The sequence below is a fragment of the Rheinheimera pacifica genome (assembly GCF_900108485.1).
GTDB classification, from domain to species: Bacteria; Pseudomonadota; Gammaproteobacteria; order Enterobacterales; family Alteromonadaceae; genus Alishewanella; species Alishewanella pacifica.
The window spans coordinates 34,728-46,995 of sequence record NZ_FNXF01000022.1 but is presented as its reverse complement, the minus strand read 5'-3'; the positions used below and the strand labels follow the sequence as shown (position 1 = coordinate 46,995).

13 protein-coding genes and 1 riboswitch are annotated in these 12,268 nt (G+C 49.4%); of the genes, 8 read left to right on the top strand and 5 right to left on the bottom strand.

Annotated features, from left to right (window positions below):
* Window positions 1–450: 450 nt before the first annotated feature.
* The 3 genes from BLW68_RS19315 to BLW68_RS19305 form a co-directional block, all read right to left on the bottom strand.
* Window positions 451–834, bottom strand: coding sequence for a DUF7668 domain-containing protein (locus tag BLW68_RS19315; RefSeq protein ID WP_092796771.1), 384 nt, complete (start codon window positions 832–834; stop codon window positions 451–453).
* A 232-nt stretch (window positions 835–1,066) separates the two neighbouring features.
* Window positions 1,067–1,606, bottom strand: a complete 540-nt coding sequence (locus tag BLW68_RS19310) for a hypothetical protein (protein ID WP_092796769.1) — start codon at window positions 1,604–1,606, stop codon at window positions 1,067–1,069.
* 99 nt (window positions 1,607–1,705) lie between these two features.
* Complete coding sequence (locus BLW68_RS19305; protein ID WP_092796767.1) at window positions 1,706–2,632, bottom strand: DUF3667 domain-containing protein; 927 nt, start codon at window positions 2,630–2,632, stop codon at window positions 1,706–1,708.
* A 218-nt stretch (window positions 2,633–2,850) separates the two neighbouring features.
* Here BLW68_RS19305 and BLW68_RS19300 point away from each other — a divergent pair, with 218 nt between their 5' ends.
* Genes BLW68_RS19300 through BLW68_RS19275 form a run of 6 tightly spaced genes read left to right on the top strand, consistent with a single transcriptional unit; the run spans window position 2,851 to window position 10,024 of the window.
* A complete protein-coding gene (locus BLW68_RS19300) occupies window positions 2,851–4,119 on the top strand; it encodes an efflux RND transporter periplasmic adaptor subunit (protein ID WP_092796765.1) in 1,269 nt (422 codons plus the stop codon).
* Between the two features lie 31 nt (window positions 4,120–4,150).
* Entirely contained in the window at window positions 4,151–4,849 is a 699-nt protein-coding gene (locus tag BLW68_RS19295; RefSeq protein WP_092796763.1) for an ABC transporter ATP-binding protein, read from the top strand.
* Window positions 4,850–4,858: 9 nt separating this feature from the next.
* The gene (locus BLW68_RS19290) at window positions 4,859–6,157 is read left to right on the top strand and encodes an ABC transporter permease (RefSeq protein ID WP_092796761.1); all 1,299 of its coding nucleotides are present in this window, start codon (window positions 4,859–4,861) and stop codon (window positions 6,155–6,157) included.
* 5 nt (window positions 6,158–6,162) lie between these two features.
* Complete coding sequence (locus BLW68_RS19285; protein ID WP_092796759.1) at window positions 6,163–7,356, top strand: ABC transporter permease; 1,194 nt, start codon at window positions 6,163–6,165, stop codon at window positions 7,354–7,356.
* A gap of 3 nt (window positions 7,357–7,359) precedes the next feature.
* Window positions 7,360–8,700 carry a sigma-54-dependent transcriptional regulator gene (locus tag BLW68_RS19280; RefSeq protein WP_092796758.1) on the top strand — a complete coding sequence of 447 codons (1,341 nt, stop codon included), beginning with the start codon at window positions 7,360–7,362 and terminating at the stop codon, window positions 8,698–8,700.
* Entirely contained in the window at window positions 8,690–10,024 is a 1,335-nt protein-coding gene (locus BLW68_RS19275; protein ID WP_218141410.1) for a sensor histidine kinase, read from the top strand. Before BLW68_RS19280 ends, BLW68_RS19275 begins: the two co-directional genes overlap by 11 nt.
* 5 nt (window positions 10,025–10,029) lie before the next feature.
* Here the strand turns inward: BLW68_RS19275 and BLW68_RS19270 are convergent, their stop codons facing one another.
* A complete protein-coding gene (locus tag BLW68_RS19270; protein ID WP_092796756.1) occupies window positions 10,030–10,359 on the bottom strand; it encodes a DUF1840 domain-containing protein in 330 nt (109 codons plus the stop codon).
* Between the two features lie 244 nt (window positions 10,360–10,603).
* Window positions 10,604–10,699, top strand: a riboswitch (cyclic di-GMP riboswitch).
* Window positions 10,700–10,828: 129 nt separating this feature from the next.
* Between BLW68_RS19270 and BLW68_RS19265 the strand changes: the two genes are divergently transcribed.
* On the top strand, window positions 10,829–11,200 hold the full coding sequence (locus tag BLW68_RS19265; protein WP_092796754.1) for a DUF3718 domain-containing protein: 372 nt from the start codon (window positions 10,829–10,831) through the stop codon (window positions 11,198–11,200).
* Between the two features lie 167 nt (window positions 11,201–11,367).
* Window positions 11,368–11,682: a quaternary ammonium compound efflux SMR transporter SugE gene (gene sugE / locus BLW68_RS19260; protein ID WP_092796752.1), complete on the top strand. Its 315-nt coding sequence runs from the start codon at window positions 11,368–11,370 to the stop codon at window positions 11,680–11,682.
* Window positions 11,683–11,710: 28 nt separating this feature from the next.
* Here the strand turns inward: sugE and BLW68_RS19255 are convergent, their stop codons facing one another.
* A complete protein-coding gene (locus BLW68_RS19255; RefSeq protein WP_092796750.1) occupies window positions 11,711–12,265 on the bottom strand; it encodes an MgtC/SapB family protein in 555 nt (184 codons plus the stop codon).
* Window positions 12,266–12,268: the final 3 nt, after the last annotated feature.

The window sequence follows — 12,268 nt, the reverse complement described above, 5'->3', positions numbered from 1 at the left end:
GATGCTGCTTGGCCTTGTTATGAGCTGACCGCTACTTTGATTTGAATTCAAAATGTTTACCACCTAACCAGCAATGTACCCACTCAGGGTCAATTCGATACTCGAAACCCGCTGGTCTAAGTGAATCGTGTATTACCCACTCTGGACCAGGTGCCGAAATTACTTCGACTGACTGGAAGGTGCCACCCCTTACTCGGATTTGACTCGCTTTATTGCAAGATGGGCAAATAAAACCAAGAGCCTCCATTTGCGGATAAGAGTACTGGCAGCCCGATAGTATTTGCTCTGCCGTAAACTCACTATCACAATGATGGCACTTTAATTTTCCATCCATACTTCATTCTCTATTTGGCTCATAACGCCCGCATTTGGGGCCGAAGTGCAGCGTAGCGAAGGTCCCAGCCCCAACGGGGCGAACAACATGCGTTTGTTAGGCCCACCAGAGTTTTACTACGGCACATAAATTAAACCGACGGTAAACATTGCCTTACCGTTAATATTGACAACCTTGCCAGTTAGTACCAAATCGCTAATGCCATCTGTTGCGGTACACAAATCAATAATGATATCCCAATGCGTACCCATCCATTGAGCGCAGGAGCTGTTCCAGACTTCATTGCTCAAGCTTGCAAGCGGCTGCCCATAGCTAGTTACGTAATCTTTGTTATGCCTTGCTACGTCAGTTTCTACAGGCAATACGCCTGACACAGGGTTAGATAAATTGAAATCACCTTTTACAAAGCGCTCCACAACCTCTGCCAACATTGGACGCCAATCGGTCGCAATTGGATGTGAGGCATGTTCATCTTCCACTGCAACTATATTCTGGCTCATAGTCCGATCGCCTAACAGCTTTATAGTTTGGAACGTACACGCTTTCACGCTGTGTAAATTCCATTCTATCTTTTGTAAATGAATTCACACTAGCCAATAACATTAGGTAAATCAACAGATTTTTATTGAGCAGGATGTTTTTGCCTGGTGAAAGCATAGTTTAAGTTTGCGATATACTTAACAACAGTAAATTCACCTGCAACTGCTTATTTATCCATGCAATTTATTCAACTTACACGCTATACAACGCTTGCTGCAAAGCGTGAAACTCGTCTTTAAATGCCTGTTCTGCTTTGGCTGGAAAGGGGTAGCCGGCTGGGCCGACAAAAACGAAATCGGTTTGGGCGGTCAGGTTATTGTCATTGCGAATGCGGTTATAGGCTTCTATCCAGGCGTCGTAGTGTTCTATCAGGCTAACGGCGTGCAGCATAAGATGCGCTGGGATCAGGTGGCCTTTGGCCAGTAACAGATCACGAATGGCGATATTGCCCTTTTGAATAACCTCGGCTTCTAAATGCAGGTTTTTATTATCCCAACGCTGAAAGGCGCGTTTGGTGCGCTCTAGCTGCATTTGCATCGGGCCAAACAGCTCGGCCAGTGCTTGCTCTTTCCAGTTGCGGGTAGATTCAAACACCTTTAAACCCTGGCTAAACTGGGCTTCTATCTGGGTTTCAATAGTTTTATTGCGCCGTAAAAACAGCAAGCCCAGTAATGCAGTTACCACGCTGCTGCCAAGAAAACTGCCGATAATCACGTCCAGAAACTGTGCCATTTGCCAGCCTCCTGCTAGTTGTGGGTTTTAGCAGTAAAGATAGCAGGCCGCTGTACGCTGCAGCGCAAATTTTAAGCTTTATCTTTTTACGCTACACACTTATGACCACAAAATACTTAAGATAATTAAGCCGACAATCGCCGACATAAACAATATGTTATACAACGAGCTGGTAAGCCAGAACTTCAGCAGGGTTTTACCCCAGCTTTGCTGGTAGTAAAACTTTTGGCATAACAATAAGTAAGTTGGGATCCAAATCAGGGTGGCCGTGGCCAGCCATTCAATGGGCGGCACCAGCCAGGGCCAGCTAACGGCAGCAAGTGCCTGCAATGCCAGGTACAACACTGAGAACTGCAGAATAAAACTGTGGCTGTGCAGTGCCACAATTAAGTGCTCGGTATAATACCGCTCTGAGCGGATATACAGCAGCTTAAGCAGTAGCGCAAATAACGGCAGCAGCCCAAACATCATTTGCGGCGCCAGGCTGAAGAATTTATTTATCGCCAGTTTCGGGTTGGCAGTGATGGCATCCAGTTTGGTGTAAAAGATGTCTTTGTCGTCATCTGATAAAAACATCAGATCGTTATCAGTCGGCCCCTGCTTTTTTACGCCTTCATTAATACCGCTGAGCAGGCCGCTAATGCTTTCGGCCTGCTCTGCTGTGATGCCATCAGCAGCCAACTGAGCGTTATCTTTGGGTATATTTACAGTGCCCACTGATTCAGGCATTAATTGAGCAAACAGTAAAAAAGCAATAATTGAGGTAAATAAATACAGCCGCAATGGCGGCACATAAGGTACGCGGTGGCCCTGTACATAACGGCGGCTTAAAAAGCCGGGCCGGAACCATAGCGGTACCAGTGTGCGCCAGACGCGGGTGTCCCAGTTACTAAACTCACCGAAAAACTCTGTTACCACACCACTGACATTACGAATGTAACTTTTCTTCTCCTGGCCACACTGATGACAAAAATCACCTTGTAAGCTGGTGTGGCAGTTATCACACTGCCGGGCTGATAAATCCATTTTAGTCTCATGTTTTATTATTATCTGCAGCACCGATTCTACGTTAAGCAATTGTTTTGGCAACTGTTGTCCGCAACTTTGCCGCGGACACCACAACTGTCCGCGGACGGTGCTGAACACCACAACAAATGAAATAAATCATTATTATTCAACATGTTAAACTTTGGCACTAAAGCTGCTATATCACTACATTGCTAACGGATAAGAGCACAGTAACGATGATCCAGGGTACACAACAACAAGACAATATTATTCAGCGCCCGGCTAAAAACGCGCTGCGCCGGTTTCTCCCAGCCGTTGCCATCACCGGTACCACTTTGGTACTGGCGGTGGCGTTTTTTCAATCGGTTGGCGAAAGTGCCAGTTTAGTTTTACCACGCAGCCAAATGCAGTTTGCCAGTGTGCAGCGCGGTGATTTGGTACGCGATATTGCCGTGCAGGGCCGTATTGTGGCCGCCAATGCCCCTACCCTGTACAGCCAGGAAACCGGCCAGGTGCAGTTATTTAAACAGCCGGGCGAAGCGGTAACGCTGGGCGATTTACTGGCTACCATTACCAGCCCGGCACTGCAAAACGATTTACAGCAACAACAAGCCGTATTAGCCAGCATGCAAAGCGAGGCTGAACGCGCAGAGTTAGACGCGCGTGAGCAGCAGCTTGATATGGAGCAGGTAATGAATGCGGCTCAGGTAAATTTGCTGGCGGCCCGCCGCGAACTGCAAAGGGCCACCCAATCGATTGAGCTTGGTGTGATCCGCAAACTGGATTTTGATATCGCCACCGATAATCTCACTAAAGCGGAATTAGAGTTTGATCACGCCAAACGCAAAGTTGAGCTGGCAAAAGACAAACTCAGCTTTGAGCTCAGCTCACGGGCGCAGGATATTCACCGTCAGCAACTGGTGGTAAACGAGCTGGAGCGCAAAGTTACCGCATTAAATATTACTGCTCCGGTTACCGGCCAGCTGGGTAACTGGCTGGTTGAGCAACAAAGCCATGTGCTGCCAGGCCAGGCACTGCTAACCGTTATTGATTTAAGCCAGTACGAAGCCGAACTTGCCGTACCGGAAAGCTACGCCCGCGATTTACTACCCGGCCAGCAGGTAGAAGTCGATTTAGGCAACCAACAGTTAAGCGGTGCCATTAGCTATATTGCGCCAGAAGTACGCAGTAACCAGGTGAGTGCCCGGGTGCGCTTTAGCCAGGCCGACAGCCGGCAATTGCGGCAAAGCCAGCGCTTAACGGCACGGGTAATACTGGAGCACAAAGAAAATGTGCTGAAAATTGCCCGTGGTGACTTTATCAGCTCAGGTGGCGGCCGCCAGGCCTATCAGGTGCTGAATAACCAGGCCATACGCAAGCCGGTTGAATTAGGCGCCTTATCGGTACAGTGGGTAGAAATACTCAGCGGTGCCACTGAGGGCGAGCAATGGGTCATTTCCAATTTAGCCGACTTTAAAGACTTGAACCGGGTAAACCTGAATTAACCACGCAACGAATCAAATATAGGAATAACAAATGATAACGCTAACCAACTTAGGCAAAGTTTTTCGCACCGAATTAATTGAAACCCATGCCCTGCGCGACGTTAACCTGCAGGTAAATGAAGGCGAGTTTGCCGCCCTTACCGGCCCGTCGGGTTCGGGTAAATCTACGCTGCTAAATATTCTTGGCACGCTGGAAAGCTTCGATAGCGGTGACTACCAGCTTGATGGCAAATCCGTAAAAGGGCTGTCAGATGCGGCGCTGTCCAAACTGCGCAATGAAAAGATAGGCTTTATCTTTCAAAGCTTTAATTTAATTAAAGACTTCAGTATTTACGACAATATCGAATTACCCCTGCGCTACCGCGGTTTAAATGCGACAGTGCGCAAGCAGCGTATAGAGCGGGCACTGGAGCTGGTTGGCCTGCATGCGCGGCGCGATTACCTGCCTGGCCAGCTGTCCGGTGGCCAGCAGCAGCGGGTGGCCATCGCCCGCGCTATTGCCGGTGAACCGCGTATTTTACTGGCCGACGAACCCACCGGTAACCTCGACTCGTTAATGGCGCGCCAGGTAATGGAACTGCTGGAGCAAATTAACAGGCAAGGCTGCACCATTTTAATGGTAACGCATGACCCGGATCAGGCGCGGCGCGCCGGGCGCAATATCCAGATCATCGACGGCCAGTTACACGACTCTACTATGTACGACCCACTGGCGCAGCACACTGCTTAAGGACATTTTATGGAACAGCTATTTTACTACCTCAAAGTCAGCTGGTTTAGCATTAAACGCGCGCCACTGCCTTATATGTTGACAGTATTGATCTTAAGCCTGGGGCTGGGTGTGTTTTTCAGCAACGCCACCTTTTATTACCGGATGAACAGTGACCCGTTACCAGATAAAAGTGACAAGTTATTTTTTCCAATGATGATGTTGGTGCCTTATCAGTGCAGTGATTGCAAAGCGCCGCCAGTGCTAAGTTACAGTAATGTTGCCAAGCTGGCTGCCAGCGATATTCCGTCAGCCAGAGCTGCGATGTACAGCGCCGATGGGTATCTGCGTCAGCATGCAGCACAGCCACCAACGCCGGTAACTGTTCGCATTACTCAGCGTGACTTTTTCAGTATGTTTGATGTACCGCTGCTGCATGGCACTATCTGGCCAGACAATCAGGCACGCGACGAACTGCTGCTAAGTAAAGCTACGGCAGAAAAAATACTTGGCCGAACCGACGTAGTTGGGCAGCAGTTACTGCTGGACGACAGGCTGTTTACCATTATAGGCGTACTCGATGACTGGCAAATGCTGCCTAAACTATACGACGCTTATAATCGTCAATACCTGAACCCGGCCGAAGATATTTATCTGCCACTGGAAAGTGGCTACGACTACAACTATTTATCAAATAATAACTCATCTACTTATGACGATGCCGATTACCGCAAACTGGCCACAGATGGCCGTACCAAAGCCATACACCAATTGCAATACTGGGTTCAATTAGACACTCCCGCACAGCAGCAGGCATACCGCCAGTTTATGGCTAATTTGGTTACCGATGAAAAAGCCGCAGGCCGCCACCCGAGCCCGGAAGCTAATCAGTTAGTGATGTTGCGGGATATCGTGCGCTACTTTGGCGGTGAGTCTGCGGATATTAAAGCCTTTGCTATCGTTACGCTGCTGTTTTTACTGGTAAGTGTATTTAATGCCAGCCATTTATCGTTAAACCGTTATCTGAGTAACCAGTACGAATTTAGCCTGCGCCGTGCGCTTGGCGCCAACCGCAGCCAGTTACAAATGCAGTTGCTGGTGGATATGGGGCTGATGAGTACCTTTACCCTGGCTGGCGCCGCAGTTATTGCGTACGGCTGCACAAAACTGATGAACAGCCTGTGGCCTGCTAACCGGTTATTTGCCAGTTGGGACGTACAATTAATGCTGGCACTGGCCGTACTTACCTTATTTTGTAGCTACCTGGTAACGCTATATCCGTCATTACGCGCCTCTTTTGGCTCACTGAACAAGCAACTTAAGGAATAACGCTGATGCCACTACATTTACTGTTTAAATCTCTGCAACGGCGCAAAGTGGTCACCACCCTGCTACTGGTCCAGCTGGCTATGACGTTTGCTTTACTGCTTAACAGCATATTGCTGGCGCAACAAACGCGGCAACAACTGCAGCAACCTACCGGGCTGCCGTTGCAACAAACGCTGCAGGTACAGCTTAAACCGACGACAGTAGCCTTACGCCAATACCCGGCCCTTGGCGATTTACTTACGCGGCAATTAGAGGCTATTCGCACTGTGCCTGGCGTGGTTGCTGTGGCTTACAGTAATCAGGGTCCGCTGTTATATGGCGGCAATAATGGCAACGTGCATGACCCCGATCGCGAAGAGCTTAGTAAAGCCAATGGCGTGCCGTTATACACCGTATCAGCCGATTTTTTTAACGTGTTGCAACTACCACCCCTGGCCGGAGAATTACCACAAAATGAAATCGCAGTAGACGGCTTAGCAAAGTCGCCGGTGGTCATTACTCAAAGCCTGGCCAATAAGGTGTTTGACGATAAACCAGCAGTAGGCAGGCAGGTAAACCGTGGCCCGGTGGCTGCCGTAGTGGCAGACTTTTACGGCCAGCGCAGTGCCGGTACCGTCAACTATAACGCCATTCAAGTAGCACCGCTATACGGTGTAGACTGGGGTTACAGCATCCTGCTGCGCACAGAACATGGCAGTACTGATAAAGTCCGGCAGGCATTACCGCAGGTGCTGCAACAGGTAGATAGCAACATTGAGATCTTTTACATCCGCACACTGGCCGAGCAGCAACAACGCCTGTACAGCAATGAATTTGGCTTGGCCAGCCTGCTTAGCTTACTCAGCGCCTTGATGCTATTGGTAAGCATGATTTCCAGCTATAGTAATGCCTATTTTCATACGTTAAAGCACCAGCAGGAAATCGGTATTAAACGTGCGCTGGGAGCCAGCAAAAGCCGTATTTTTACTGAGCTGCTAAGCGAAAATTGGCTAACCACAGTACTCGGGGCTACTGCCGGCGTTGGTTGTGCGCTGGTGCTTAATCAGGTGTTAGCGCAAGTAATCAGTATTCCCTCTCTAAGCTGGTGGTTGCCGCTGCTAACCTACACCGTCTTACTACTTTGTGTCACTGTAGCCACATGGTATCCTGCAACTATTGCCACCCGGATATCACCGGCCACTGCCACTAAAGCCTTATAAACTATGCTGAAATTATTGGTTATTGATGACAATCAGCCAATCTGTCAGGCCCTGCAAACGCTGTTTGCGTTGCAGGGTTATCAGGTGTTTTGTGCCCATACCCCGGAGCAGGCCTGGCAATTGCTTAGCCAGCATAGTTTTGGCCAGCACAGTATCGATTTAATATTGCAGGATATGAACTTTAGCGCCGGTGAAATGCAGGGCGCTCAGGGCAAAGCCTTGTTTTATCAATTGCGACAGCAATACCCTGCAGTTCCTATTGTACTGATGACCGCCTGGACCCAGCTAGAAATGGTGGTAGAGCTGGTAAAAGCCGGTGCCACCGACTATATCGCCAAGCCGTGGGACGATCAGCGCTTGCTGCTTACCGTGGCAAATGCCCTCAAATTAAAGCAACTGACCGAGCAACAGCAGCGTGCTGAACGCGAACGTAATGCTGCCTTTGCCGGCAAAGACCTGTGCGGCCTGGTGTTTGCCAGCAGCCAAATGCAGCAACTGCTGCAAATGACACTGCAACTGGCACCTGCCAGTGCAGCTGTGCTGATCACCGGGCCTAATGGCGCCGGTAAAGAAGGCATAGCCAATGTACTGCATGCCAATTCTGCCCGTAAAGATAAGCCTTTTATTAAGGTGAATATGGGCGCCCTGCCCGCCGATTTAATGGAAGCTGAACTGTTTGGCGCTGAAGCCGGTGCCTATAGCGGCGCCAGTAAAACCCGTATTGGCCGGTTTGAAGCGGCTGATGGCGGCAGTTTGTTTCTGGATGAAATAGGCAACTTGTCGCTGGCCGGCCAGGCCAAGCTGCTGCGGGTGCTGCAAACCGGCGAGTTTGAACGCTTAGGCTCCAGCCAAACGCGTAAAGTAGATGTGCGGCTAATCAGCGCCACCAACAGCGATTTAACCGCCGCTATTGCTCAGGCCCAGTTCCGTCAGGATTTATATTACCGTGTTAATGTGGTGCAACTGGCGCTGCCAGCGTTAAATGAACGTCCAGACGATATACTGCCACTGGCGCGTTATTTTCTCGCCGGTAAAAAAACCTTAAGCGCTGCTGCCGAACAATTACTGCAGCATTACCCCTGGCCCGGCAATGTGCGCGAGCTGCAAAATGTTTGTCAGCGTGCCCTGCTGCTAAGCAGCACTAATGACATTCAAAGCAGCGATCTGGGTTTGCCGCAGCTTGCCCAGGCGGGCAAAAGAGCGCTGGATGATATCGATCAGGCGCAACTGCAACAGGCACTGCTGCAAGCCGGTGGCGTAGTGTCGCGCGCCGCTAAACAGCTTGGCATCAGCCGCCAGGCGTTGTACCGGCGGATGGAGTACTACGGTATTGATGCCCCCTAAGCCGCGTTTTTATCTGCCGCGTTTAACAAAGTTAAGTACCCATAGCCGGCTTAATGCGCTATGCGCGCTAATTGCCCTGCTATTGCTGGCGGTTCAGTATGCTTTTTTTGCTGCCAACCCCGCCGTTACGCTGGTTATATGCGTTGGCGTTGTGGCTTTGGCGCTGTTACTACGCCGGGCGTTAAAACCGCTAATGCTGGAAATTCAGGCGCTCAACCTGCATGCGCAAAACCTGCAGGATGGCAGTTTTAACACCAGCGCTAACCAGTTAAAAATTTATGAACTCAGCAGCCTGGCTAACAGCTTAAATACAATGTCGGCCCAGCTGCGTGCCGAACGCGCCACGTTATATCAGCGCGAGTTATTGCTTGATACCGTATTGCAAAGCAGCCCGACGGCACTATTGCTAACTGATGCCAGCGATACCGTATTAATGAGTAACCCGGCAGCACGGCTACTGCTTAACGGCGGTAAAGCCTTTGACGGCAGCAAGCTGTTTGCCGTTACCGGTATGCAGCCTGAGCTGGCTGTGGCGCTACAGAACCGCCAGCAAGGCCTGATCCGGCTGGAAAACACCGAGCAAACCGTATGGCATTTATCTGTCAGCCAGTTTCAGCTTAATCAAAAGCAGCACTGGCTGTATTTGCTCAAGCCGCTTACCCGTGAAATTCAACGCGAAGAGCTAAACGCCTGGAAAAAATTATTACGGGTAATCGGCCATGAATTAAATAACACCCTGGCGCCGCTCTCGTCGCTGGCGTTTTCCGGCGGCCAGCTGGCTCAGCAGCAACATAATGCTGCGCTGGGGCAATTGTTTGACACCATCAGTGAACGCTGCCAGCAGCTGAACCACTTTGTGCAGGCCTATATTCAGTTTGCCAAATTGCCGCCGCCGCAGTGCAGTAGCATTAACTGGCCCCGGCTGATAAACCAGCTACAGGATCAGTACGAATTTGAACTGCAAGGCGAGCTGCCAGACTCCAGCTGGCAGGCCGACCCGCAGCAGCTAACCCAGTTAATGCTGAACTTACTGAAAAATGCCCATGAAAGTGGCAGCAACCCGGAGCATATTTCCCTGCGGATAAAACAAACGCCAGACAAGTTACTGCTGATATTGCAGGATGGCGGTGGCGGTATGACAGAGGAAGTATTGCAACATGCGCTGGTACCGTTTTATACCAGCAAACCCCAGGGCTCTGGTATTGGCCTGACATTATGCCGTGATATTGCCGAGGCACATGGCGGCAGCATCAGTTTGCGTAATCAGCCACCGGGGCTTGAAGTAACAGTGCAATTGCCCAGGCAAACACCCATGGCGCTATAAGCTTTTTATTCCCACTGCACCGGGCACTGCTTTTTCTGGGCTTTTTGCAACATTTCCACTAACGGCAGCGCCCTTACATTCAGGCTGACATAAGCTTTGCCTGCCCCGCTTTGCCCATTGCCTGCCGCGTCTTCAGTTTGTGCCACTTTTTCCCGCTCTGTTTCAGCCATCGCAGCTAGGCCCTGCTGCAGTTGGGCTAATGCTGTTGCGACATCTTCGGTAAATAATGCCGATGGAATTTTTTCGTCACGCCCCATTAGTTTTAATAATTTAAGCGCCACCTCTTTAAAATAAATCAGATCGCCACTGGCTTTGGATTTAAAGGTTACTATCATGTTCACTTTACCCCTTTATAATAAGTCACCAGGCTAAGATAATTGCCCGGTTGAATAGTTGCAGCATAACGCTAAAACCGCTGCCTATGTTGAAATAGTTTTTTACTCTGACATAACACGCTAAATCAACTTATCAGGAGTAGTACTACATTGTTGCAAACCGCTATAACTGGTTTATTTAAAAAATAATTTTAATTAAGCAAAATTAAGCTTGCATAAAAAACGAGCGCTAATTAAAATGCGCTCGCTCGAAAGGCAAGTCTTCCGAAAGGAAGTACACGCAAAGCTTCAGGTCTAAGGGTTGTCAAGTAATGACATCTACGATAGCTGGGCTGCCGTCGCAAATGCGATGTTTATTCTGCTCTGTCAGAGTTACTCGACATGCTGCATGTCCTTTCGCGATAAGCACTTCAAATGACTGAAGCTGCTTAATTAAAGATTGTGAAATAACTCATTTTGGAGCACGACTATGAAAGCAAAATTAATTACCTTAGCTACTGTTATCGCCGCCACTTCATTTATCAGCACTCCAGTTGCAGCTAACGACCAGCTGGCACAATCAATCTGCTCTTACGTTGCAGCAGATAACAAAAACAACCTGCGTAAAACCTTAGCCGACAACCGTTTACGTTTACGTGCCGTATACGATGGTATCGTATGTGACGGTTTACCACTGGTTCGTCACGCTATCAAGCACAATGCTGCTGATACTGCAGGCTTTATTCTTAGCCAGTTACCAGGCAGCCTGGTTGCCGCATCAGGTGATGCTGAGTGGGCAGCAAGCAATGGTTTCGCTGCTTCACCAATTATCGCTACTATCAAAGAACGTAGCGCCAGCTAATAAGCTAATTCTTCTAACAAAGGCGCGTGTTTGGCGCCTTTGTTTTTGCTACAACACTTGGCTTACCCCCAAGCTTTGCTATAATCCGCTTTCCATTTAGCCTGACGGGACGACCCGCCAGCGCATCTGTAACGGGGACGACCCCACCTGTTTTTGGTATTACCACTATGTCATGGTTTTTACTTTCTCTGGCTGGCCTGTTTGAAATTGGCTGGGCGCTTGGGCTTAAATACAGTATGGGCTTTACTAAACTGTGGCCATCGGTGTTTACATTAATAGCTATGCTGATCAGTATCAGTTTATTAGGCCTGGCTATGCGCCAGCTACCGGTGGGCACAGCCTATGCTGTATGGACCGGCATCGGTGCTGTTGGTACTGTTATTGCCGGTATTATCTTATTTAATGATCCGGTTAACCTGCCGCGGGTATTGAGTATTATGCTGATTCTGGCCGGATTAATTGGCTTAAAGCTCAGCAGTTAAATCTGCTGATACTGCCAGGGACGGCAGCTTAATGCGGATCATCAATATCCTGCCGCCGTGCAGACTGCACATCATCTTTACGCCGGCTAAATAAGCTGCCATTGGTGCGGGTAAGCCATTCATTGTAAGTGCGGTGGACACCGCGGCGCATAGCAGAAGACGAGTTTTCCAGAATATCTATCCCTACCAGCACCATTACCACCAGCACCGATAACTTAATCGCCACCAAATCCTGGCCGATACCAATACAAACACCAATGGCCGCTAACACCCAGATAGTGGCAGCAGATGTAACGCCCAGTACCATACCGTCGCGGGCCAGCATCACACCGGCACCTAAAAAGCCTACCCCGGTAATAACCTGACCGATAATGCGCGAAGGGTCAGTCATGCTACTGTTAACCGACATTGAAGCGGCAATAAACACATAAGTGCCCATTACAATTAAGATAGAGGTACGAATACCGGCCGGTTTACCACGCAGTTGCCGCTCCAGGCCGATAATAAAGCCACACAGTAACGCCGTACCTAATTCGGTCCAGGCAAAGGGCCTGATATCAAAAATTAATTGCCAGTCCAGCATACT

Coding starts and splice junctions, on each gene's coding strand:
- BLW68_RS19315 (WP_092796771.1), bottom strand. CDS start 834: ATGAGCCAGAATATAGTTGCAGTGGAAGATGAACATGCCTCACATCCA.
- BLW68_RS19310 (WP_092796769.1), bottom strand. CDS start 1,606: ATGGCACAGTTTCTGGACGTGATTATCGGCAGTTTTCTTGGCAGCAGC.
- BLW68_RS19305 (WP_092796767.1), bottom strand. CDS start 2,632: ATGGATTTATCAGCCCGGCAGTGTGATAACTGCCACACCAGCTTACAA.
- BLW68_RS19300 (WP_092796765.1), top strand. CDS start 2,851: ATGATCCAGGGTACACAACAACAAGACAATATTATTCAGCGCCCGGCT.
- BLW68_RS19295 (WP_092796763.1), top strand. CDS start 4,151: ATGATAACGCTAACCAACTTAGGCAAAGTTTTTCGCACCGAATTAATT.
- BLW68_RS19290 (WP_092796761.1), top strand. CDS start 4,859: ATGGAACAGCTATTTTACTACCTCAAAGTCAGCTGGTTTAGCATTAAA.
- BLW68_RS19285 (WP_092796759.1), top strand. CDS start 6,163: ATGCCACTACATTTACTGTTTAAATCTCTGCAACGGCGCAAAGTGGTC.
- BLW68_RS19280 (WP_092796758.1), top strand. CDS start 7,360: ATGCTGAAATTATTGGTTATTGATGACAATCAGCCAATCTGTCAGGCC.
- BLW68_RS19275 (WP_218141410.1), top strand. CDS start 8,690: ATGCCCCCTAAGCCGCGTTTTTATCTGCCGCGTTTAACAAAGTTAAGT.
- BLW68_RS19270 (WP_092796756.1), bottom strand. CDS start 10,359: ATGATAGTAACCTTTAAATCCAAAGCCAGTGGCGATCTGATTTATTTT.
- BLW68_RS19265 (WP_092796754.1), top strand. CDS start 10,829: ATGAAAGCAAAATTAATTACCTTAGCTACTGTTATCGCCGCCACTTCA.
- sugE (WP_092796752.1), top strand. CDS start 11,368: ATGTCATGGTTTTTACTTTCTCTGGCTGGCCTGTTTGAAATTGGCTGG.
- BLW68_RS19255 (WP_092796750.1), bottom strand. CDS start 12,265: ATGCTGGACTGGCAATTAATTTTTGATATCAGGCCCTTTGCCTGGACC.